This is a genomic window from Pseudomonas sp. WS 5071 (assembly GCF_012985765.1).
Classification (GTDB): Bacteria; Pseudomonadota; Gammaproteobacteria; order Pseudomonadales; family Pseudomonadaceae; genus Aquipseudomonas; species Aquipseudomonas lundensis_A.
Genome location: NZ_JAAQWY010000003.1, coordinates 120,617 through 143,514, shown reverse-complemented (window position 1 = coordinate 143,514; position 22,898 = coordinate 120,617). Strand labels below are relative to the sequence as shown.

Genomic DNA, 22,898 nt, shown 5'->3' with positions numbered 1-22,898 from the left:
GAAGCGGCTACAGGGGTTAGGGCGTTACTGCATATTAATGATGACTTCTTCCTGCCACAGCTGAGGCAGGGCCTTGGACGTTTTCTCCCAGGCATCGGCATCTTTGATCGGGGTTACGCCTTTGTATTGCTCATTTGGCAGCAACTTACGTTGCACGTCGTCTGGCAGCGTCAAGTGATCAGCCCGAATCGGCCGAGCGTTGCCCTTTGCAAGGTTGATTTGCCCTGCATCGCTGAAGATGAACTCACGGGTCAATTTAGCTGCGTTAGGGTGCTTGGCGTATTTGTTGATGAGGGTGGTGTACCCCGAAATGACGGAGCCATCCGAGGGGATCAGCACCACATAGTCATCGGGGTTGGCCATCTTGGCCTTGTAGCTCAGGCCGTTGAAGTCCCAGACAACACCCACTTCGACTTCGCCTTTTTCCAGCGTGGCGATGGTCGGATTGGCCAGCGACAGGCGCCCTTGTTTGGCGATGTCAGCAAACATGATCAGTGCCGGCTGAATGTTCTCTTCATTCCCGCCATTGGCCAGTGCAGCGGCAAGTACACCATTGGTGGCTTGGGCCGCGGTGCTGACATCACCGATAGACACTTTGTACTTTCCGGTTTTCAGGTCAGCCCATTTGGTCGGCACATCGGAACCGTGCAGCAGCTTTTTATTGACGATAAACGCAATAGTGCCGGTGTAGGCCAGCGCCCAGTTGCCGTCTTTGTCCTTGGCCCAGTCGGGGATTTGCTCCCAGGTGGTCGGCTTGTAGGGCTGGGTCACGCCTTTGGCCACGGCAATCGGCCCGAACGCAGCGCCCACGTCACCGATGTCGGCGCTGGCGTTGTCTTTTTCAGCTGCAAACTTGGCCACTTCCTGGGCTGAACTCATGTCGGTGTCAATGTGCTTCAAGCCGTAGAGCGTGTTCAAATCGGCCCACGTGCCTTTCCAGTTGGCCCACTCATCGGGCATGCCCACGCTGTTGATCACGCCTTCGGCGCGGGCAGCTGCTTCGAGGGTTTTCAAATCGACGTCGGCGGCCATGGCCGTGCTGCACAGAGCGATGCTTGAACCTAACAGTGATGCCAGAAAAAACTGTTTCATCCGTAGCTCCTTGGTTTTTTCACTCGTTTTTTTATGGGGCTTTTTCAGGGTGTTGGTCTAGGTCAGCAATACCTGAGCCAATTTAGGCCGGGCGTATGACACTTTGATGTCGGCATCCACTGCGCACGGGCAGATTGAGGCCAGCGCACGCATTGCAAGTAAGCGTAGACCATGGCGTTAGCCGCGTTTTTCGGGACATTGGCGACAGTAATGGCAAGGCATGTCATCGAACAGTCATGTGAGCTGCCTAGGCTTGGCACCTCAGGATCGTGGAGCAAATGGCCCGCATTTGCCCATATTTGGTGCTGGACTAGTCCAGATAGGTAACGTTATGCGTGAAGAAGCCCCCAAGGCGGTGACAGCCATTAGCCGTGCGCTGCAGGAGCAAATCGGGCACGGTTTACTGGCCTGCGGCAGCCAATTGCCTGCAGAGCGCAAACTCAGTGAGTTGTTTGACACCACGCGGGTGACGGTGCGCGAAGCACTCTTGCAACTCGAAGCCCAAGGGGTGGTGTACCGCGAAGAGCGGCGCGGCTGGTTTATCTCGCCACCGCGACTGGCCTACAACCTGATGCAGCGCAGTCATTTTCACGCGATGGTCAGCGCCCAAGGGCGAGTGCCCACCACGGATGTGATTTCGGCGCGGTTGCAGCCTGCGTCTGCCGCCGTGTGCGAGCGTTTGAAGTTACCGGCACTGTCCAGCGTGATTCAAATTTGCCGGGGACGGCGTATCGACGGACGACGGGTGCTGTATGTAGAGCACTACTTGAATCCACAATACTTCCCACGGATTTTGGAGTTTGATCTGACGCAGTCGATCACCGAGCTGTATGCCCGCCACTACGATTTGCATTACGGTCGGGTGCAATTCGAGATCGTGCCCACAGCCTTGCCGGTGGCCGCCGCCGCTGCCTTGAAAGTGTCGATGGGCAGTCCGGGGCTACGCATCGCACGGGTCAACTACGATCAGCACGGGCGGCTGATCGACTGCGACCTGGAATACTGGCGACATGACGCCATCCATGTTGGCGTCGAGGTGCAGGGGCAGGATTAATCCTTTTGTAAAACACCGCTGCCTGCCGTGATCACCTGCACGCTCAGGCGCGGCGTGGCCAGATCGAGCCCGGCTTCGTCCAGGTGCCGTTTGAGCGACAGGTTGAACGCGCGCGACACTTCCCATTGCTTGATCGGCGCGGTCTTGAAGCGCGCACGTAAAATCGCGCTGCCCGATTCAAAACTTTCAACCCCCTGAATTTCCAGCGGTGACCAGATATTGCGACGCTGAAGCGGGTCGGAGCGCATCTTTTGCCCGACCTCGCGCATCAACTTGATCGCGTCATCGATTTCCATGTTGTAAGGAATGGCCACGCGAAAGATCGCGTAGCCGAATTCGCGCGAGTAGTTCTTGATGCTTTTGATTTCGCTGAACGGGATGGTGTGCACGATGCCGTCGATGTCACGCAAGCGCACGGTGCGGATGGTCAACCCTTCGACAGTGCCCAAGTGGCCGCCGACGTCCACGTAATCGTCGATGGCCAGCGAGTCTTCAATGATGATGAACAGGCCAGTAATCAAGTCCGCAACCAATGACTGCGCGCCGAAACCAATGGCCAGACCGATAACACCGGCACCGGCCAGCAGGGGCGTCACGTTCATGCCCATGTTGGCGAGGGCCACAATCAGCGCAATGATGAAAATGGCCGCGAACAGCACGTTGCGGATCAGCGGCATCATGGTTTGCGCGCGGGCGTTGGCCAGCCCTTTGCGTGAACGGGTCAGGGCATGGTGGATGGCCGTATCGGCCAGAATCCAGATCAGCCAGGCAAACAGCAGCGTACCGCCCAGACCGAACAGTTTGACGGTGATCTCATGGCCGTCGCCCTCGGTGATGCGAATCAGCGACAGGCCCCATACCCGCAGGCCCAGCTCGATGAACACCAGCCACACCACCAGGTGTGCGAGGGTGTAGACGAAGCTTTTCAGGCGTTCGGAGTACAGGGCGTGCCGCTTGTGCCCGCGTTGCGGTTTTTGCGCGTGCCGACGTACCAGGCCGTTAATGACCATGCACAGCACCACCAACACGGTGCAGATCAACGACTGCCGCAACGCAGTGCTGGTGTCGCCCGCCGAGATAAACGTCGCGGCCAGCGAGATGCCCACCAGAATCAGCGCTGCAATCCACCAGTACGTGCCGAGCAGTTCAATGGTGTCGCTCAAGGCGCGCCGGGTCAGGCGTCGGGAAAGAGGTTGGTTGCGAATCAGGTGAGCAATCGGGCGGCGGAAGCGAATGATGAACAAGCCGGTGGACAGCGCAGCCATGACATTGGCAAACGTGGCGGCCGTGTGTGCCAGGTGCACACCCAGCGTGGCCACCAGCCGTGGGTCGCTGAGGGCTTGGCCGAAGGCAGCAAAGCTGCCGATCCACCACAGCGGGCGAAAGGCCTGATGCCGCAGGATGTGCAGGGCGCGGTGGCGATGCGGGCCATCGAGGAGGGAAAAAGCAATCACGCAAATGGCCGAAAAACAGGTGCCGATGACCAGCGCATACGCCAGCACCATGGCCAAATCCTTGCCCAGCGAAGACGGCAGCGAATAGCTCATGTACACGGTGATCATCAAGGCCACCAGCCACGGGCCCAACTTGCGCAGGGCAAAACGCAGCATGTCTACCGCCTTGGGATGCTGCGGCAATTCTTCGCTCAGGCCAAAGCGCAGGCGCACCCGGTGGCTGACCCAAATCAGCAGCGCGGCCAGCAGGCTCCAGACCATGATGATGAGCGCAAAGGCAAAAATGATCGGCAGCCATTGGCTGGCAGGCAACATCAGGTCGTTGAGTTCGTCTTGTGCCTGTTCGATTTCTCGTGCCCAGCGCGAGGTCGGGCTGTCTGTGCCCATGAACTGTTTTTCAAGGTCGGTGAGGGTGCTGCCGATTAGCCCAAGCACGCCGATTTCAGCTTCGGGTTGCGCCTTCTTGGTGGCGTCGCGCAGCTTCTTCAAATCGGCCAACAGTTTGCTGCGCTGCTGATCGTTCTCCAGGTTTTTAATCACTTCGTCCAGCGACTGGCCCAGAGGCTCGGTGGGTTGAGCCTGGGTTTTATCCGGGCTGCCTAACAGGCCGGGCAAGCCGACCGCGTGCGCAGACGTCAGGGGCGATAGCGTCAGTACGCAAACGAGCAGTAAATAAGGCAGGGCGAACAAACGAACAAGCACTGGGCGATCAACCTCAAGGGGGGCAGGTTGACCGAGTGTACGCTAGGGGCAGCGATGATTCATTTCTTGTCACACATGAAATCAATCATCGCTGGATTTTGCGAAAAAAGCTCAGGCGTTCAGGAATTCAGCTTGGCCAGAATCTTGAACACGATGGTGCCGAAAATCAGCAGCATGCCGCACCAGATCATCAGGACGCCGATGCCGCTGGTTCGCTCACGAAGGGTGAAACCGATAGTCAGCAGCAACATGCCGCACACAATGGGAATCATCATGGAGTGGAACGCAGACATCTCGATCATTGTTATGGACCTGAAGGAATGAATGGGCTCCAGTCTAGGCCCGATTGTGAAAGTGTGCGGTGACGTGTATCAAAATTGAGCCGTACGCCCGCACATTACAGCTAACGGAGCGGGGCAGGCCCGCTCCGCTCGGCTTCAGGGGAGTTGCTGGCTGGCGTAGAACGCGCTCAGCACTTTGACCAAATGCGCCAGGTCATGGCTGCCGGCCAGTTCGCGAATGGAATGCATGGCGAAGGTAGGCAGGCCGATATCCACGGTGCGTACACCCAAGTGGCTGGCCGTGATCGGGCCGATGGTGGAACCGCAACCCATGTCACTGCGTACCACAAAACTTTGCACCGGTACTTCTTCGGCCATGCACAGGTGGCGGAAGAAACCGGCCGTTTCGCTGTTGGTGGCGTAACGCTGATTGCTGTTGACCTTGATCACCGGTCCGGCATTGAGTTTCGGACCGTGGTTGGCGTCGTGTTTGTCGGCGTAGTTGGGGTGAACGCCATGAGCGTTGTCAGCAGACACCAGCAGGGATTTCTGGAGGGTACGGACGAGCTCATCCCCTTCGGGCAGCAGGCGTTGCAGGATCTGCTCCAGCATCGGGCCATCGGCGCCGCAGGCCGAACAAGAGCCGACCTCTTCGTGGTCATTGGCCACGAACAAGCATGTTTCTTCGGTCTCGGTATTGAGCAGCGCTTGCAGCCCGGCATAGCACGACAGCAGGTTGTCGAGACGGGCGCCGGCGATGAAATCGCCATTGAGACCGATCACTGCGGCACTCTGGGTGTCGTAGAAGCTCAACTCGTAATCGAGCACCACGTCAGCGTTAAGGCCGTGCTCGCGGGCCAGTTGGTCGGTCAGCAAGGCGCGGAAGTCCACACGTTCATCGCCCGCGACCTGGGCCAGAATCGGCGGTAATTCGGTCTGCGGGTTAATCGCCCAGCCTTCGTTGGCGGCGCGATTGAGGTGGATCGCCAAGTTCGGAATGGTCGCAATGGGCGCCCTGAAATCGATCAACTGGCTTTCGACTTTACCGTCGCGGCGGAAAGTGACGCGCCCGGCCAGCGACAGGTCGCGGTCGAACCAAGGCGCCAGCAAGGCACCGCCGTACACTTCGACGCCCAGTTGCCAAAAGCCCTGGCGCTGCAGTTCGGGTTGAGGCTTGACCCGCAGGCAGGGGCTGTCTGTGTGCGCGCCGACCATGCGAATGCCACCGTGCAAGGGCGAGTGACGGCCCAGCTTGAAAGCCACGATGGAGGAGTCGTTGCGAGTGACGTAATAGCGCCCGTTGGCTTCAGTGAACCAGGTCTCGCGTTCGTCGAGGCGCTGATAACCGGCGGCCTCCAGACGCAGAACCATACTGGCGGTGGCATGAAAGGGGGTAGGGGAGGCCTTGAGAAAGTCGATCAGGCCTTGGTTCAACTCTTCGCGCATAAGTTACTCCAGACAGCAAGGCCGCGAGTTTAGCGCATTGGCCACACAATTTGATCCCAAGAGCGGGTGAATCCCGTCGTCGTTGCTTTCGTTTCTCGACAGCGACGACGCACGGGGTGTGCCTGGGATCAGAAGGGCGCCGGGCACTCGAAGCGCAGGCGCTCACCCGTTTGCGGGTGGGTGAAGCTCAGCATGCTGGCGTGCAGGCACAGTCGCGGGTAGGCGGCCAGTGCCTGTTCATGGGCATACAGGCCGTCGCCCAGCAGCGGGTGGCCGATGGACAGCATGTGCACCCGCAGTTGATGCGAGCGGCCGGTGATCGGCGTCAGTTCCACACGGCAGTAATCACCGCAGCGCTCCAGGACTCTCCAGAAGGTGAGCGCGTTTTTGCCGAATTCGTGATCCACCACATGCCGGGGTTTGGTCGGCGGGTCGTAGCGCAGTGGCAAATCGATGGTGCCGCTGTCCAGCGCCGGTTGGCCCCAGGCCAATGCGGTGTAGGCTTTTTCGGTTTCACGGTCATGAAACTGGCGAGACAATTCGCGGTGGGTGTCAGCATCCCGCGCCAGCAAAATGATCCCGGACGTTTCCCAATCAAGGCGATGCACGATGCGCGCTTCGGGGTAGCCGTTTTCTTGCAGACGGGTAATCAGGCAATCCTTGTTGTCTTCTGCGCGGCCGGGCACGGACAGCAGCAACGTCGGTTTGTTGACCACAAGAACGCCAGCGTCCTCATGGATGATATGGATGTTCGACAACGGCATTAAAACAGCCTCTTGAGAAACGCCAACGGCGACGTGGGAACCTTCTCCGCAAAGAAGGCGCCCAGGTCGCCGTGGTGTCGGCCGGATCGGTTAACGATCTGGCAGGGTGATGTTGAGTTCCAGAATCGAGCAGCTGCCGTCGTTTTCCAGCGCGACATGCACGTCATCGTTGCCGATATTGACGTATTTACGAATCACTTCTACCAGCTCTTTCTGCAAGGCGGGCAGGTAATCCGGAGTGCTCCGTTGGCCGCGTTCGTGCGCCACGATGATCTGTAGACGCTCTTTCGCGACCGACGCGGTGCTTGGCTTTTTGTTGGCGCGAAAGAAGTCGAGAAATTTCATTGTTTAGTTGCCTCCAAAGATACGCTCGAAGAATCCCTTCTTCTTAACATCGAGGAAACGATGTTCCACGGTCTTGCCCAGCAAGCGATCAACCGCATCGCTGTAGGCCTGGCCAGCGTCGCTCTGGTCGTCAAGAATGACGGGCACGCCTTGGTTGGAAGCTTTCAAAACAGCCTGGGATTCCGGAATCACGCCCAGCAGGGTCACGGCGAGGATTTCCTTGACGTCTTCAACGCCGAGCATTTCTCCGCTGCTGACGCGCTCCGGGTTGTAACGGGTGAGCAACAAGTGCTCCTTGATCGGGTCCTGGCCTTCTTCAGCACGCTTGGACTTGCTGGCCAGCAGGCCGAGCATGCGGTCCGAGTCACGTACCGAGGAAACTTCAGGGTTGGTCACGACAATCGCTTCGTCTGCGAAGTACATGGCCAAGTGCGCACCGGTCTCGATACCGGCCGGGGAATCGCACACCACGAATTCGAAGGTTTCTTTGAGTTCCATCAGAACTTTTTCGACGCCTTCCTTGGTCAATGCGTCCTTGTCACGGGTCTGGCTGGCGGCCAGCACGTACAGGTTTTCCAGGCGCTTGTCTTTGATCAGTGCCTGTTGCAGGTTGGCTTCGCCGTTGACCACGTTCACGAAGTCATACACCACGCGGCGCTCGCAGCCCATGATCAAGTCCAGGTTACGCAGGCCAACGTCGAAGTCGACGATGACTGTTTTATGGCCGCGCAGTGCGAGGCCGGTACCGATAGCGGCGCTGGTGGTGGTCTTACCCACACCACCCTTGCCGGATGTAACCACGAGAATCTTGGCCAAGGTGTTTCACCCCTAAGGAAAAAGGACTTTTTAGCCCCTGAATAACATCTCTATTAACGACGGCAGGTGAACAGTCCTGGCGGATGATCGTGCAGCTCGGCGTTTACATGAGTAAGCGCTGGCTGATTGTTGATTTCCTACAAGGTTTAAACTGTTTTCTCTACGCTTTTGAGATGGTTGGAAAATGGCGAGAGTATCCGTTAAAGACGGGTGATGTTCAACATGTCACTTGACAGACTGATTTGAACCCCTGCACCCCACAATGGATCACGGCGCAGGTCTTCCGACACTTTGTACTTGCCGGCAATCGACACCAGTTCGGCGCTCAACTGCTGGCAGAAAATCCGCGCCTTGGTATTGCCTTTATGTCCGGCCAGTGCACGACCGCGCATTGGCCCGTACACATGGATGTTGCCATCGGCCATAAGTTCCGCACCGGGGCTGACCGCCGCCATGACCACCAGGTCGCCACCTTCGGCATACACCGTCTGGCCACCGCGTACGGGGCTGGTGATGATGCGGGTCGGTTTGACCACCGGCTCGGGCGGTTTTTCGGGCTTTTTCTTGACCTCGGCTTCGACCGGCTCAATCGGTCGCTCACGTGCGCCGGACGGCGGCAGCACGGGCAGGTCGATGGCAATCGCGGCGGCAATGTCTTCAATGCGGCTGGCGCGAATGGCCAGGGTGCGCAGGCCATGTTGGCGGCAGACGCGCATCAGGCCCGGCAAATCAATGGCGCCTTCGCCGGCGGGCATTTTGTCTAATGCCAGGACGAGCGGGGTGTTGCTGAAGAAATTCGGGGCTTGTGCCACTTTGGCAGCCAGTTGGCGATCCAGGGCGTCAAGGTTGTTTTTGGCCAGTTCCAGCACCGTGATGGCGAGCATACTGCCCTTAAGCTGGAACACAGGGGCTTGGTCTAGCGATTCGGTTTGGCTCATGGTCGGTTTACTGCGGCTTGTCACTTAAAGTGCTGAGACTTATAACGAGAACGCCCGCGAGCCGCAAGCGGGGTCGAACGATGTAGAATGCCCGGCCCTTGTGTCTGTCCGGAATCATTAATGGATCGCCCGCGTTTTCGTGCTGCTTTTTTACACCCGCGTTTTTGGCCGCTGTGGTTGGGCCTTGGCGTGCTTTGGCTGGTGGTGCAGCTACCTTATAAAGTGCAGTTGGGGTTAGGGCGTGTGTTGGGTGCGCTGATGTACCGGGTTGCCGGTGCTCGTCGGCGCATTGCCGCGCGTAACCTTGAATTGTGCTTCCCCGAAAAGTGCGCCGCTGAGCGCAAGCGCTTGCTCAAGCAAAACTTTGCGTCAACCGGTATCGCGTTTTTTGAAATGGCCATGAGCTGGTGGTGGCCTAAGCCGCGTCTGGCCAAGCTGGCCCATGTAGAAGGGCTGGAGCATCTCAAGCAGGCGCAGTTGGAAGGCAAGGGCGTGATCCTCATGGCTTTCCACTTCACGACGCTGGAGATCGGCGCCGCCTTGCTCGGGCAAAAACACACCATCGATGGCATGTACCGCGAGCATGGGAATGCGCTGTTCGACTTCATTCAGCGACGCGGCCGCGAGCGCCACAACCTGGATTCGCTTGCGGTGGAGCGTGATGACGTTCGCGGCATGCTCAAGTTACTGCGTTCAGGCCGTGCGATTTGGTACGCGCCGGATCAGGACTACGGCGCCAAGCAGAGTATCTTCGTGCCCTTGTTTGGCATTCAGGCGGCAACCGTGACCGCCACCAGCAAGTTTGCCAAGCTGGGCAAAGCGCAGGTTGTGCCCTTTACTCAACAACGGCTGGCGGATGGCAGTGGTTACAAATTGGTGATTCATCCGCCTTTGAAGGATTTCCCCGGAGAAAGCGATGAGGCCGATTGCCTGCGCATCAATCAGTGGGTCGAACGGGCCATTCGCGAATGCCCCGAGCAATACCTGTGGGCTCACCGCCGTTTCAAAACCCGCCCGCCGGGCGAGCCCAAGTTGTACGACGCGCGCCGCTGACCCGCGCCGCCTGCAGGGCGCCCGTCGGTGAGCGGCGTGCCGCCGGTAACCGGCCTGATTCTCTCGGGCGGCGGCGCGCGTGCCGCGTATCAGGTGGGGGTGCTGGCGGCCATTGCCCAGTTGCTGCCCGCGGGCGCGCCCAACCCGTTCCCGGTTATCGTCGGCACCTCGGCCGGGGCGATCAATGCAGTCAGCCTGGCCAGCGGCGCACTGAACTTTACCCTCGCCGTCGAGCGATTGACCGCCTTCTGGCGGCACCTCGAAAGCCATCGGGTGATGCGCAGTGACTGGCCGGGCGTGATTCATCAGGCCAGCCGTTTTGTGAGTCGCAGTGTGTTGGGGCTTGGCCCTCAGGCTCCGGTGGCGCTGCTCAACAGTTCGCCGTTGCGCGATTTGCTCAACGACAACATCAGCTTTTCGGGGATCGATCAGGCCATTGCGGCGCAGCAGTTGCGCGCCGTGGCACTGACTGCTTTTGGCTATACCTCGGGCCAGGCCGTGACCTTTTACCAAAGTGAGCGCGCCATCGACGGTTGGTTGCGCCATCGCCGTATCGGGCGGCCAGCCGCCTTGACGGTCGAACACCTGCTGGCCAGCTCGGCCATCCCGCTTTTATTTGCTCCGGTCAACATCGGCGAAGAGTACTTCGGTGATGGCGCCGTGCGTCAGTCTGCGCCTATCAGCCCGGCCCTGCATCTGGGCGCTACGCGGGTGTTGGTGGTCGGTGTCAGCGGCAACCCGCGAGGGCCGGACACGGCAGGCGCACAAGCGCGCCATTTAAACGCCCGACAACCGAGTCTGGCGCAAATCGGCGGCCACCTGCTCAACAGTACGTTTATTGACAGCCTTGAGAGCGACATTGAACTGCTGGAGCGCCTGAACCACTTCAGCCGTTTACTGCCCGACCAACCCCACGGCCCGGGCCTGGCGCCGGTGGACGTGCTGGTGATTGCCCCCAGCCAGCCCCTCGACGAAATTGCCGCGCGGCATCGCCATGAACTGCCCGCCGCCCTGCGCCTGTTTTTACGTGGGCCGGGTGCGACCAAAACCAGTGGCGCAGGTGTGCTCAGCTATTTGTTGTTCGAGAAGGGGTACTGCACCGAGTTGATCGAACTGGGGCGCAAGGATGCGCTGGCCCAACGCGAAGCACTCTCGCGCTTTTTGGGCATTGACGCCCACAATCTGTAGGGGGTGTTGACGCGCACCGGGAGCGGATGCCCGGCGGCACAACCTGTTGTGTCGCGCCTGCTTGCACTCAGGCGCGTGCTGCGTCAGTGCGTTGTCAGACTGTCCAGCGACTTATCAACGTAGGCTTTGGCCAGTGCAACCAAATGTGTGATCGACAACACCAGGTCGCGCGCAGGCCCGCTCATGCCATTCCCCGCCTCAGTCGCCGATGCCCCGGCGCAGCGCAACAAGTCTGACGCTTGGGCCAAAGCCGCTTCTAAATTGACGCTGTTCGCGATGGCATACGTGGTCGTGTCCACGGGGCGAGTGGGCTTATGGCCGTGCAGGTAGTAATCAAGCGCGCGATCGGCGGCGGCCCGGTCCAACAACTGTGGATCGCACGGCGCAGCGTCTTGCAGGGTGAAAGCGGGTGGGTCGGGGACGATCTTTTTCATGGGGCAACTCCGTATACATAAAAGGAGCTATCACCTGTCGCGACTAAACGAGGGGGTGGCAGCCGTACGCAGGTTAGTCGACCGGTGTATACGGAACCCGGCGCGCCACGAGGGCGCCCTGCGCACGGCCACCATAAAACGCAGGCCGTAAAAAAAGCGCCTCGCGGAGGTGGCGCCTTGCGCCGCATACAAAACGGGCGACTAAACCCGACCGCTGAATGTGCAGCGATGGGCCGAGACTAGACCTCGATTTGACTGGGCGCAAGCGAGCGGGATTTTCTCGGATATGTCGGATATTTGAAAGAGAAACGTCGTACGAAATGGCTGATTTGGGTGGCTGAGAGGCGCGTGGGCTGTATGCATAAATACCTGTCAAGTTTGACAGTTTCGCGATTTTAAATAAACGCGCTTAATCCACGTAGGGTCTTACACGTCGCACGAAGTGTAGGAAAAATTGCTATTCCACTCGTCTTGATTTACCCAAGAGTGCTAATAGCAATTAATTTCTCAGTGGCTAGTCGATATTTATCGGAGAGCGATTTATGGCACGTAAAGATAAAAAACAGGCATCGCAACCGGCTTGGGCTCATCGAGTGGCAGGGCGTGCTGTAAACGTAAGCTTGAAAGACCCTGTGGTCAGAGGGGTCATTGCGGGGAATCCGGCAGGACTGTTAGGGATGCTCCGATCAACTTGCCGCGGCTGCACGACAAGTTGATCGGAGCATCCTTAAGAGCGGTGAAATGCAACCCTACAAGGTCATGCGCCCCAGTGGTCTGGAAACCCATTATGTGTATCGTCCTGAATTGGGTGAAGACCCTGAAGAGCGAATCGCTGTGGAGAGTACTGCAACCTATAAATATGATGCCGAGAACGCCCGTTTACTATCAACTGTAGAAGGGGGTAATACACTGACACGCGAATACTTCAGTACAGGGGAAATTAAAAGCGAAAGTCGTGTGCAAGTGGGTGAACCTCCGCGAGTTATGCATTATGAGTACAGCCGTCAATCGCGAATACTCAGCTATGTCGATGTGCTTGGGCAAACCCAGACTTATGACTATGACCCTCGGACAGCCCAATTGATTGCGACTGAACTGGGAACGACCCGCTCAGTGTTCACCTATGATGATTTTGGGCAGCTTAAGAGCATTGAAACCGTTGATGGAAGTCAGCGCTTGAAGATAGATCTTGAATACGATGATTTTGGTCGTGAAACGCTCAGGACGTTTGACTTGGGTAACAATGTCATTCAGACGCTTTATCAAGCGTATGATGCGGCCGACAGACTGTCTCGACGTATTTTAAATCAAGGCGATGAGGTGCTGCGGGATGAGCAGTATGACTATGATTCCCGTGGTCGTTTGATGGAATATACCTGCAGTGGCAGTCAGGCACCGGTTGATCCTTACGGCAAGGTGATTGAGAGCCAAGTATTCGCGTTTGATGCTCAAGATAATATTACCTATTTAGAAACTGCCTTTAAGGGTGGCAGGAACGAGAGTTTTTACGAATACACTAACAGCGCTGATCCCTGCCAATTAATGGCGGTCACTCATTCCTTGCAGCCTGAATATCCATCTCGAATTGAATTTAGCTATGATGCGGATGGAAGCCTGATAAAAGACGAAGCGGGTCGCACGCTGTCTTATGATAGTTTGGGGCGATTAAGCAGCGTCAGCGTCTAAATTAAAAAAGGCGGAACTCAATGTGCAGTGATTGTGCAGCACATTGAGTGCTCAGTGGCGATCTACAATAGTTGGGTGATTTAAGTCGGGTCTCTCACAACGGTCAGCAGCGTCGTGGTTGTGAAGGGTTCAAGATTTAACATGGCCGTGCGTGGCTATGCGTGCAGGGCGTTTGATTAACGTTTAGAAGGTGGGCACTCTTTTTGGGGGGGAAGTTAAGGGCTGAGGTCAGTGCCTCAGCCCCTAACTACTTATTCAGCAATCTGTAACTTGCGTGCCTCGGTGTAGATATAACGCAATTTGTCGTACTCAAATGGCGAATCGAACTGTCCATAACGGAAGCTGGTGGTGTAGCGCTTGTCGACAGCGCCCAATACCCAAATTTCCGGGTGACGCGTGCTTTCGTGTGGCACGTTGAGGAAGTTGATTTCCTGATTGACGCCGTAGTCGACCACTAACCCGGTGGTGTCCCGCAGGTTGGACGGGCCAAGAATCGGAAGCATCAAGTAAGCCCCACCTGGAACGCCATAGAAACCCAAGGTCTGACCGAAGTCTTCGCTGACGCGCGGCAGGCCCATTGACGTGGCCGGGTCCCACAGGCCGCCGACCCCTAAGGTGGTATTCAACAACAGTCGCCCGGTGGTTTCCAGGGAGCGCTGCCCCTTGAGTTGCAGCAGGCTGTTAAACAGGTTGGGGACGTCGCCCAAGTTGTTGAAAAAGTTACTCACGCCTGTGCGCACAAAGCTTGGCGTCACGTAGCGGTAGCCATTGACCACCGGCAGGAACACCCACTGATCGAAGCGGTAGTTGAAGTGGTAGATCCGGCGGTTCACCGGCTCCAGCGGGTCATAAACGCTCAGGGCGTTCATGGTGGCGCGTTCAAACTCGCGTTGATCCAGCCCGGGATTGAACTTGAGGAGTTTCAAGGGTTGGGTGAAGCCATCGACATCTGCGGTTCGTTCAAGGTTGGCCTTGCTGTTGTCCGCTTGGGCAACGCCAGCGCTGAGCAGGGCGGCAACCAGAAATAAATGTTTAGCCACGGAAGAACTCCAGCATATCGTCAGCGTTGACACGGTAGTTGAGGTTGCCGCAATGGCCGCCATACGGGTAGACAGTCAGCCGATTGCCAAAGGTTTTACGCAGAAACCCAAGGTCGCCAGGGCCGAGGATGATGTCGTCGGCGTTGTGCATGACGGCAATTTTCGGGCTGTTTTGCAGGTAGTCCTTCAGGGCGTACAGGCTCACCTGATCGATCAATTGCAACAACGTTCCGCCATCGGTGCGGGCCCGCCACATGGGGATGACTTGCTCAGTCAGGTAGCAATCGAAGTCGCACTGCAGTGAGCGCTTGAGGAACGGCGTGAGGCTGGTGCCTTCGGTGATCGGGTAATTGGGCGGCGTGATCAGCCCACGACGGTTGATCAGGTCGGAGGTGAACACGATGTCGGCTGACGAGAAACGGAACATGGTGCCGATCAACATCGCCATTTGTTCGTTGGTCAGTCGTTCCTTGGAGTTCTGGATGTCGTACACCAGTGCAGCGTTGATGTCGACGTAGCCTTTTTGTTTGAAGTACCGGGTCAATTTGTTCAGCACCAGTTCGTAGAAGGTGGTGCTGTTGTTGATCCCTTTGACTTCGGTCTGTACCAGTTTGTCGAGGTTGCTGATGGAGGTGTACAGGTTGACTGGCGGGTTGAGCATCAGCACTTTTTTAAAGTTGAAGCTCTTGCGCGTCTCATCCAGGTGGCTGACAAAGGCTGCGTCCAGCGCGCCCAGGCTGTAGCCGCTGAGGTAGTAGTCGGTCACCGGGACATCGGCCTGCTGCGCACGCACCGCTTGCATGACGCGGTAGAGGTCTTCGGCATCGTATTGGCTGATGCCGGGCGTTGCAAAGCGTGAGGCGGCGCTCATGAAGTCATAGCTGGTGGGCGATGAGAGCTGCACCACGTGGTAACCGGCCTGGTAAAACAGTTTTTTCAGAAATTCGTTGAGGCTGCTGTTGTAGGGGGCGCCGGTGCCGGCAATCAGGAACATCAAGGGCGCCGGGTGATCTTGTCGGGCCATGCGGTAGGTGAGTTTTTTGACTGCCCAAAAGTTGGCGGGCAGGGTGAACTCGCGCTCAGGGCGCAGGGTCAGGCTGTAATCCGATTGTCGAATGTCATCTTCGCTCGGTAGATACGGGCGCATCTCCGGTGGCGTGGTGGCGATGGTGGCTTCAAACGGATTGGTGATCGGGTAGCCATAGGTTGCGGGGTCGACATCGACCGCCTGTGCGGACGCACTCAATACAAGGCCGCCGAGCAAGGCAAGGAGGGACAGAGAACGAAGCATGAAGACTATCCTAGAGAAGGTGCTGAGAAGATTCGCAGGCTATGACCACAGGGCTACCTTCGAAGTGCCTTTTGCACCCCTAAATAAATCCCCCTACGTGTCGCAGGCGGCAATTGGCTACCAGACGATACACGTTGATTGACTTTAGTGAACAGATATCTGATTGCAAGGCTTGCATACCCGACAAGTATGATTAAGCTGAGCGCCGCTTTTGCCTATCGGAGTTGTTATGCGCCCTCGTTTGCCGTTGATATTGCTGCTCATTGCTGTGCCCGTGTGGCTGGCTGCTGGTTATGGCCTGCGCTATGGCTTGATGGAAGATCCGCAGTGGGTGGGCACCTGCGTGGCTGAGGCGACCCGCTGGGAGTGCCAGTTGCGCGCGAATTTGGGCTTGTTGATTCATTTCAGGGTGTTGGGTTGGGCTGCGATTGCCACTGCGGTTGTGGCCTTTTTTGTGCGTGGCCCTCTTGGTAATGCTTTGGCGGTGCTGGCATTGGCTTTTGGGCTGCCAGCACTGGCGTTGTATAACGCCAGTCTCGCTGTGTTTGCGGTGGTGATTGCAGGGTTGCGACTGGTGAGGGCCAAGCGGATTTAAACCGCGCGAGGGTTGTATCCCATGCAGCCTCGCGCAGCGTTGCAGCAATTACCGGTGGTGCAGTCTCAAGCTGCGCCACAATGCCATCACCAGTAATACGCTTACCATCGCCCAACCCCACGCCTGTTCGTTGCTGAGGCCTTCGCGGTACAGCTGCAAGGGGATGCCCGCGCCGATAATAAACGCCAGTAACCCGAACTCACGGCGCGGCCCGCGCACCGGGCGCAGCAGGTATACCAGTGCCGGCAGCAACAGCGCAGCACTCGGGAAGCTGCGATAGCGCGGTTCAAACACCAGGCCGAGCATCATTACGGCTCCGGCAAACCCGGCAGCGGCCAACCACCAGCCAGCGCGGCGTTCGAGCACATTGAACAGTCGCTCGCGCCATCCGTCTTTTTGCCCTAATGCCAGCGCGGTATGGGCCATGACGATCAGATTGAGTCCCAACAGGATCCCGGCCCATAGCCATTCTCCGGCAAAGCGGCTGGTGACAGACGCCAGTTCAGCCCAGGCAATGATCGTGCACCCCGACAGTGCGCCCAAAGCAGGCAACAGCAGTGCAGCACGGCTGCTGCGAACCCGGCCGCCAATCAGTAAGGTAGCGATCAATAATGCGACGCCGAGACCTAGCCAGACGGGCCAGTGCGGCAGATTGGTCACAGGGCCTGCGAGTATCCCTTTGTCTTGACGGTCCGCATCGAACAAGCCCCAGTAACCCCCGACAGCACCTTCACTGCCGCGTTTCCAGGGTTGATCGAAGGCTTCAATCAGGTTGTATTTCCAGCCGTTCTGCTCGGCAAGGGTCACAAAACCACGAATGAAACGGGCTTCATTGACCCGGCTTGGCAGTGCTGTTTCGCGCTGGCGACCCTCGCTGGGCCAGCCGGTTTCACCGATCACAATGTCCTTGGGCGCAAACTTGCTACCGAAGGCTTGGCGAATTTGTGCGACATGGTTAACCGCCTGATCGATCCCGGCAGGGTCATCTTCCCAATAGGGCAGTAGGTGAATGGTCAGGAAGTCGACAGCGGGCGCGATTTCCGGGTGTTGCAGCCAGAACTCCCAGACGTCCGCATAGGTGACGGGTTGTTTTATCTGGCTCTTCACCTGCTCGATCAGCGTGACCAACTGCGGGGCAGTGATTTCTTTGCGTAGCAGCGCCTCATTACCCACGATGACCGAGCTGACGATATCCGGGTTGGCATTGGCCGATGCAATCAGCGCATTGACTTCTTCGGCGGTGGCTACCGGGTCACGGCTTACCCAGGCCCCCATCATGACTTTGAGCCCATGTTTGCGAGCCAGCTCGGGCAAAGCTTCAAGACCGGCCTGCGAGTAGGTGCGTACGCAATTAAAACGCGTGGCCAGCAGGGCCAGGTCAGCATCCATTTGCTCAATGCGCGGCACGAACGGTTGATCGAAGGGTGATTGATCCTTACCGAACGGCGTATACGAGGCGCACTGCAACTTGTGGGTTGGCGTGGCCGCATCGGGCAGGATCACGGGTTGGCCTAAGCCGTACCAGAAACCGGCCACGGCAAACAGGCTCAGCACGCACGCGAAGAGGTAGGGTAGGGTGGGGAAGCGGGCAGTCGCAGACATGGTCAGGCCGTATGGGAGCAAAGCCGCGCATCTTACCTGCAATTAGGGCTGCCCAGCATGTGTGAATGATTTTGTTACGTCTAAGCGCATGTCGCTTGCAGCTGGCTTGAGGTCGCCGTCAGAGCAGGTTGCAGTGATTCAGAGGTTGATCATCGAGCTACGGGTTCAAGCGGTCCGGCACCCGTCGGGCCCGACACGGTGAGGATTCATTGATGACGATGCGACGACGCTTGAGTGTGGGGGCTGCTTTGGTGCTGGCTTTGGGGGCGGGCGCAGTCTGCGCGCAGGCGAAACCTACACTTAATATAGGTTACGTCGATGGGTGGTCGGACAGTGTGGCCACAACCCATGTGGCCGCAGAAGTGATTAAGCAGAAGTTGGGCTATGACGTGAAGTTGATGCCGGTGGCAACCGGGATCATGTGGCAGGGCGTGGCCACCGGCAAGCTGGACGCTATGTTGTCCGCCTGGTTGCCGGTCACCCATGGCGAGTATTGGGCGAAGAATAAGGACAAGGTGGTGGATTACGGGCCCAACTTTAAGGACGCAAAAATCGGTTTGATCGTGCCTGACTATGTTGAAGCCACGTCAATTGCCGATCTTAAAGAGGACAAGGGTTATCAACAGAAAATAGTCGGGATTGATGCGGGGTCTGGTGTGATGCTCAAAACGGACCAGGCGATCAAGGATTACGGCCTTGGTTATAAACTGCAAGCCAGTTCCGGCGCGGCCATGACGTCAGAGCTTGGGCGGGCTTATGCCAAAGAACAGCCGGTGGTGGTCACTGGGTGGGTGCCGCACTGGATGTTTGCCAAATGGAAACTGCGCTTTCTGGATGACCCAAAGCAGGTCTACGGGGCCGCAGAAACCGTTAACAGTGTTGGCAGCAAAGCGCTGGACAGCAAAGCACCGGAGGTGGCGGCCTTTTTGAAAAAATTCCAGTGGGCATCGAAAGACGAAATTGGCGAAGTGATGCTGGCCATACAGGAAGGTGAGAAGCCAGAAGTGGCGGCTCGGGAGTGGGTAGCCAAGCACCCCGATCGAGTAGCTGCGTGGACTCAATAAAAACAGCGAGGTGTCTAGCTCGGTGTTTGCGTAACCGCCTGATGCGTGCGTCAGGCGGTTTTTGCGTTTCTGGGGTAGGCAAAATGATGTCAACTTCCATGCAGGCCAGATAAACCGGGGGCTACAGTGGAAGACGGTTCTACTACTAAAGTCGTCTGGCTTAGAAATTCAAGCCCCCTAATAGTGAAATCGTTCCATCTCATCTGTGCTGCGAGGACAAAAATAATGAACGACAGCATTTACCTCACGATTCAAAACAGCCCCCGTTTCAAGGAGCTGGTCAAAAAAAGAGAGCGTTTCGCCTGGATTCTATCGGCGATCATGCTTGGGTTATATGCCGGCTTTATCCTGTTGATTGCCTACGGGTCGCACATCATGGGGGCGAAATTGAGCCCCGGTTCGTCCATTACTTGGGGAATACCGATTGGTGTCGGGCTGATTGTTTCAGCCTTTGTGCTGACAGCTATTTATATCCACCGGGCCAATGGCGAGTTTGACGACCTGAACAATGCAATTCTCAAGGAGGCTGCGCAATGATCCGGCGTCTATTGGCAACACTGGGCCTGGCAGCCTTGTCTTCTGGCGTCTGGGCGGGCGAGGCCCTGACCGGTGAGGTGCAGAAGCAACCCCTTAACGTGTCAGCGATCATCATGTTTGTGGTGTTCGTAGGTGCAACACTGTGCATTACGTATTGGGCCTCCAAGCGTAACAAGTCGGCGGCGGACTACTACGCCGCGGGCGGCAAGATCACCGGTTTTCAGAACGGTCTGGCGATTGCGGGTGACTACATGTCGGCCGCGTCCTTTCTGGGTATTTCCGCGCTGGTGTACACCTCTGGCTACGATGGCCTGATTTATTCCATCGGCTTTTTGGTGGGCTGGCCCATCATCCTGTTCCTGATTGCGGAACGTCTGCGTAACTTGGGCAAGTACACCTTTGCCGACGTGGCGTCCTACCGTCTTGGGCAGACTCAGATCCGCTCCCTGTCGGCCTGCGGATCGCTGGTGGTGGTGGCGTTTTACCTGATCGCCCAGATGGTCGGTGCGGGCAAGCTGATCCAGTTGCTGTTCGGTCTCGATTACCACGTTGCGGTGATCTTGGTGGGCATCCTGATGTGCCTGTATGTGCTGTTCGGTGGCATGCTGGCCACCACCTGGGTACAGATCATCAAAGCCGTGCTGTTGTTGTCCGGTGCAACGTTCATGGCTGTGATGGTCATGAAACACGTCAACTTCGACTTCAACTCGCTGTTTGCCGAAGCGGTGCAGGTTCATCCTAAAGGTGAAGCCATCATGAGCCCGGGCGGTCTGGTCAAAGATCCGATCTCGGCGTTCTCCCTCGGTCTGGCACTGATGTTCGGTACTGCCGGTCTGCCGCACATTCTGATGCGCTTCTTCACCGTGAGTGATGCCAAGGAAGCCCGTAAGAGCGTGCTCTATGCGACTGGCTTCATTGGTTACTTCTACATTCTGACGTTCATCATCGGGTTCGGCGCGATCATCCTTGTCAGCACGAACCCTGCGTTTAAAGACGCGGCAGGCGCGCTGCTGGGCGGCAGTAACATGGCGGCTGTGCATTTGGCCGATGCCGTGGGCGGCAGTATCTTCCTGGGCTTCATTTCCGCCGTCGCTTTTGCAACGATTCTGGCGGTGGTCGCGGGCCTGACGTTGGCAGGTGCTTCGGCGGTGTCTCACGACTTGTATGCCAGCGTCATTAAAAAGGGCAAGGCGAACGACAAGGACGAGATTCGTGTCTCGAAAATCACCACCATCGCCCTCGGCGTGCTGGCGATTGGCCTTGGCATCTTGTTTGAAAGCCAGAACATTGCGTTCATGGTGGGCCTGGCGTTCTCCATCGCAGCCAGTTGTAACTTCCCTGTGTTGCTGCTTTCCATGTACTGGAAAAACCTGACCACGCGCGGTGCAATGATTGGTGGTTGGCTGGGGCTGGTAAGCGCAGTCGGCTTGATGATTCTGGGCCCGACCATTTGGGTACAGATCCTTCATCATGAAAAAGCCATCTTCCCTTACGAGTATCCGGCGCTGTTCTCCATGATCATTGCGTTTGTGGGGATCTGGTTCTTCTCGATCACTGACAAATCCAAGTCGGCAGAGAAAGAGCGTGCGTTGTTCTTCCCTCAGTTTGTGCGTTCGCAGACGGGCCTGGGGGCGAGCGGGGCGGTGTCGCACTAAGAAAATAATGTAAGGCTGGGCTACTGAAAAATCCCTCTGTCGAAAGGCAGGGGGATTTTTTGTGCATCACGGGCAGCGCGTCCGATGTGGCAAACCGGAGCTTGTGTGGGACGGTTAGCGTGATTCGTCAAGCGGCCGGGTGTCCAGGGCTGTGATCGTAGTTGCCTGTCTTAGCAATGATTGCAGGGCGCTTAGCGTGATCTTGGTGTGCGGCTTGCGGGCAAAAAAATACGGCCTCTATCAGATAGAGGCCGTATTCGTTGCAGGCAGAGCGCTGTCGTTGGGCAGGCGCTTACTTGCGGTCTTCGAGTTTGGTCAGGTCACGCTGCTCGTAACCGGTGTACAGCTGGCGCGGACGGCCGATTTTGTACGGGCTGGAGAGCATTTCTTTCCAGTGCGAGATCCAGCCTACGGTGCGCGACAGGGCAAAGATCACGGTGAACATGCTGGTTGGAATGCCGATCGCCTTGAGGATGATCCCCGAGTAGAAGTCGACGTTCGGGTACAGCGAGCGCTCGATGAAGTACGGGTCGGTCAGGGCGATCTCTTCCAGGCGCATGGCCAGTTCGAGTTGCGGATCGTTCTGGATGCCCAGCTCTTTGAGAACTTCGTCGCAGGTCTTTTTCATGACCGTTGCGCGCGGGTCACGGTTTTTGTAAACGCGGTGACCGAAGCCCATCAGTTTGAACGGATCGTTTTTGTCCTTGGCCTTGGCGATGAACTTGTCGATGTTGGAGACATCGCCAATTTCGTCGAGCATGGTCAGCACGGCTTCGTTGGCGCCGCCGTGGGCAGGGCCCCACAGTGCGGCGATGCCCGCAGCAATACAGGCGAACGGGTTGGCACCCGAGGAGCCTGCCAGGCGTACGGTGGAAGTCGAGGCATTCTGTTCGTGGTCGGCGTGCAGGATAAAGATCTTATCCATGGCCTTGGCCAGTACCGGGCTGATCGGTTTGATCTCGCACGGTGTGTTGAACATCATGTGCAGGAAGTTTTCGGCGTAGCTCAGGTCGTTACGTGGGTACATCATGGGTTGGCCCATGGAGTACTTGTAAACCATAGCGGCCAGGGTCGGCATCTTGGCAACCAGGCGGATCGCGGAAATTTCGCGATGCTGCGGGTTATTGATGTCGAGGGAGTCGTGGTAGAAGGCAGACAGGGCGCCAACTACGCCGCACATGACGGCCATCGGGTGGGCGTCGCGACGGAAGCCGTTGAAGAAGGTCTTCAGCTGTTCGTGAACCATGGTGTGGTTCTTGACGGTGCTGACGAACTGGGCTTTCTGCTCTGCGGTCGGCAGTTCGCCGTTCAGCAGCAGGTAAGCGGTTTCAAGGTAGTCAGAGTGTTCGGCCAGTTGTTCGATCGGGTAGCCGCGGTGCAGCAGGATACCGTTGTCACCATCAATATAGGTGATCTTCGACTCGCAGGACGCGGTCGACATGAAGCCAGGGTCAAATGTGAACCGGCCCGTGGCCGTGAGGCCTCGCACATCGATTACATCGGGACCCACGGTGCCAGTTAAAATGGGCAGTTCGACGGGGGCTGCGCCCTCGATGATCAACTGCGCTTTTTTGTCAGCCATGTGGCCTCCTATTTATGCTTGAAATCATCAGACAGACCCCCCACGCAGGGCCCGCACCACTATAGTGAGATAAATTTGAATGTCAATTTGCCTAAAGTCTTGCTGTACAAGGCTTTCAGGAGCGTTTTTTAACGATTATCCCTGCCGTTTACGCCTTTTGTAGCTGCATTGCAATGCGCTATTAGGGGGAGGTGATTGCGTTGTCATTAGTGACCTAACTGTCTATACTCGGCAGCCGACCGCCAGGGGCTTTTGGGCCCGTTTAGATGGGGGTCGTCA

Annotated in this window: 21 protein-coding genes; 8 read left to right on the top strand and 13 right to left on the bottom strand. The window is 57.4% G+C overall.

The window, feature by feature from the left end; genetic code table 11:
* Positions 1-24 precede the first annotated feature (24 nt).
* A complete protein-coding gene (locus tag HBN61_RS02810) occupies positions 25-1,092 on the bottom strand; it encodes an ABC transporter substrate-binding protein (RefSeq protein ID WP_170046122.1) in 1,068 nt (355 codons plus the stop codon).
* A 331-nt stretch (positions 1,093-1,423) separates the two neighbouring features.
* On the opposite strand from HBN61_RS02810, the gene HBN61_RS02805 reads away from it, so the two are divergent.
* A complete protein-coding gene (locus HBN61_RS02805) occupies positions 1,424-2,146 on the top strand; it encodes a UTRA domain-containing protein (RefSeq protein ID WP_170046121.1) in 723 nt (240 codons plus the stop codon).
* Here HBN61_RS02805 and HBN61_RS02800 read toward each other — a convergent pair.
* The 7 genes from HBN61_RS02800 to minC all read right to left on the bottom strand — a co-directional run bounded on the left by HBN61_RS02800 (position 2,143) and on the right by minC (position 8,892).
* Positions 2,143-4,302 (bottom strand): mechanosensitive ion channel family protein, encoded by a 2,160-nt coding sequence (locus HBN61_RS02800; protein ID WP_094994014.1) that lies wholly within the window; start codon positions 4,300-4,302, stop codon positions 2,143-2,145. The two genes, HBN61_RS02805 and HBN61_RS02800, sit on opposite strands and share 4 nt — an antisense overlap.
* 119 nt (positions 4,303-4,421) lie before the next feature.
* Positions 4,422-4,604, bottom strand: a complete 183-nt coding sequence (locus HBN61_RS02795) for a hypothetical protein (protein ID WP_048365256.1) — start codon at positions 4,602-4,604, stop codon at positions 4,422-4,424.
* Between the two features lie 135 nt (positions 4,605-4,739).
* The gene (locus HBN61_RS02790) at positions 4,740-6,029 is read right to left on the bottom strand and encodes a M18 family aminopeptidase (RefSeq protein ID WP_094994012.1); all 1,290 of its coding nucleotides are present in this window, start codon (positions 6,027-6,029) and stop codon (positions 4,740-4,742) included.
* 128 nt (positions 6,030-6,157) lie between these two features.
* Entirely contained in the window at positions 6,158-6,793 is a 636-nt protein-coding gene (locus HBN61_RS02785; protein ID WP_170046120.1) for an RluA family pseudouridine synthase, read from the bottom strand.
* 90 nt (positions 6,794-6,883) lie between these two features.
* Positions 6,884-7,138 carry a cell division topological specificity factor MinE gene (gene minE, locus HBN61_RS02780; protein ID WP_003175252.1) on the bottom strand — a complete coding sequence of 85 codons (255 nt, stop codon included), beginning with the start codon at positions 7,136-7,138 and terminating at the stop codon, positions 6,884-6,886.
* A 3-nt stretch (positions 7,139-7,141) separates the two neighbouring features.
* On the bottom strand, positions 7,142-7,954 hold the full coding sequence (gene minD, locus HBN61_RS02775; protein ID WP_094994011.1) for a septum site-determining protein MinD: 813 nt from the start codon (positions 7,952-7,954) through the stop codon (positions 7,142-7,144).
* Between the two features lie 200 nt (positions 7,955-8,154).
* The gene (gene minC / locus HBN61_RS02770; RefSeq protein ID WP_094994010.1) at positions 8,155-8,892 is read right to left on the bottom strand and encodes a septum site-determining protein MinC; all 738 of its coding nucleotides are present in this window, start codon (positions 8,890-8,892) and stop codon (positions 8,155-8,157) included.
* 120 nt (positions 8,893-9,012) lie between these two features.
* On the opposite strand from minC, the gene HBN61_RS02765 reads away from it, so the two are divergent.
* Together HBN61_RS02765 and HBN61_RS02760 are read left to right on the top strand one after the other, a co-directional pair.
* The gene (locus HBN61_RS02765; protein ID WP_094994009.1) at positions 9,013-9,945 is read left to right on the top strand and encodes a lipid A biosynthesis lauroyl acyltransferase; all 933 of its coding nucleotides are present in this window, start codon (positions 9,013-9,015) and stop codon (positions 9,943-9,945) included.
* Positions 9,946-9,972: 27 nt separating this feature from the next.
* Complete coding sequence (locus tag HBN61_RS02760) at positions 9,973-11,133, top strand: patatin-like phospholipase family protein (protein ID WP_169965941.1); 1,161 nt, start codon at positions 9,973-9,975, stop codon at positions 11,131-11,133.
* A gap of 83 nt (positions 11,134-11,216) precedes the next feature.
* Here the strand turns inward: HBN61_RS02760 and HBN61_RS02755 are convergent, their stop codons facing one another.
* Positions 11,217-11,567 (bottom strand): DUF6124 family protein, encoded by a 351-nt coding sequence (locus HBN61_RS02755; protein ID WP_169965939.1) that lies wholly within the window; start codon positions 11,565-11,567, stop codon positions 11,217-11,219.
* A 741-nt stretch (positions 11,568-12,308) separates the two neighbouring features.
* On the opposite strand from HBN61_RS02755, the gene HBN61_RS02750 reads away from it, so the two are divergent.
* The gene (locus tag HBN61_RS02750) at positions 12,309-13,253 is read left to right on the top strand and encodes an RHS repeat domain-containing protein (protein WP_170046119.1); all 945 of its coding nucleotides are present in this window, start codon (positions 12,309-12,311) and stop codon (positions 13,251-13,253) included.
* 251 nt (positions 13,254-13,504) lie between these two features.
* On the opposite strand, the gene HBN61_RS02745 is transcribed toward HBN61_RS02750, so the two are convergent.
* Both HBN61_RS02745 and mlaY read right to left on the bottom strand, forming a co-directional pair.
* Positions 13,505-14,293 (bottom strand): MlaA family lipoprotein, encoded by a 789-nt coding sequence (locus HBN61_RS02745; protein WP_170046118.1) that lies wholly within the window; start codon positions 14,291-14,293, stop codon positions 13,505-13,507.
* Positions 14,286-15,584, bottom strand: a complete 1,299-nt coding sequence (gene mlaY / locus HBN61_RS02740; protein ID WP_169965358.1) for a lipid asymmetry maintenance lipase MlaY — start codon at positions 15,582-15,584, stop codon at positions 14,286-14,288. Before mlaY ends, HBN61_RS02745 begins: the two co-directional genes overlap by 8 nt.
* 229 nt (positions 15,585-15,813) lie before the next feature.
* Between mlaY and HBN61_RS02735 the strand changes: the two genes are divergently transcribed.
* Entirely contained in the window at positions 15,814-16,179 is a 366-nt protein-coding gene (locus HBN61_RS02735; protein ID WP_094994003.1) for a hypothetical protein, read from the top strand.
* Positions 16,180-16,227: 48 nt separating this feature from the next.
* On the opposite strand, the gene HBN61_RS02730 is transcribed toward HBN61_RS02735, so the two are convergent.
* The gene (locus HBN61_RS02730; RefSeq protein WP_170046117.1) at positions 16,228-17,781 is read right to left on the bottom strand and encodes a glycoside hydrolase family 17 protein; all 1,554 of its coding nucleotides are present in this window, start codon (positions 17,779-17,781) and stop codon (positions 16,228-16,230) included.
* A gap of 212 nt (positions 17,782-17,993) precedes the next feature.
* On the opposite strand from HBN61_RS02730, the gene HBN61_RS02725 reads away from it, so the two are divergent.
* From HBN61_RS02725 to actP, 3 genes are all read left to right on the top strand, one after another.
* Positions 17,994-18,845, top strand: a complete 852-nt coding sequence (locus HBN61_RS02725; RefSeq protein WP_094995134.1) for a glycine betaine ABC transporter substrate-binding protein — start codon at positions 17,994-17,996, stop codon at positions 18,843-18,845.
* A gap of 225 nt (positions 18,846-19,070) precedes the next feature.
* Positions 19,071-19,382 (top strand): DUF485 domain-containing protein, encoded by a 312-nt coding sequence (locus tag HBN61_RS02720; protein WP_047274253.1) that lies wholly within the window; start codon positions 19,071-19,073, stop codon positions 19,380-19,382.
* Positions 19,379-21,037: a cation acetate symporter gene (actP, locus tag HBN61_RS02715; protein ID WP_170046116.1), complete on the top strand. Its 1,659-nt coding sequence runs from the start codon at positions 19,379-19,381 to the stop codon at positions 21,035-21,037. The genes HBN61_RS02720 and actP overlap by 4 nt, the downstream gene beginning before the upstream one ends.
* Positions 21,038-21,329: 292 nt before the next feature.
* Here actP and gltA read toward each other — a convergent pair whose 3' ends face one another.
* Positions 21,330-22,619 (bottom strand): citrate synthase, encoded by a 1,290-nt coding sequence (gene gltA / locus HBN61_RS02710; protein WP_094995135.1) that lies wholly within the window; start codon positions 22,617-22,619, stop codon positions 21,330-21,332.
* Between the last annotated feature and the right edge of the window lie 279 nt (positions 22,620-22,898).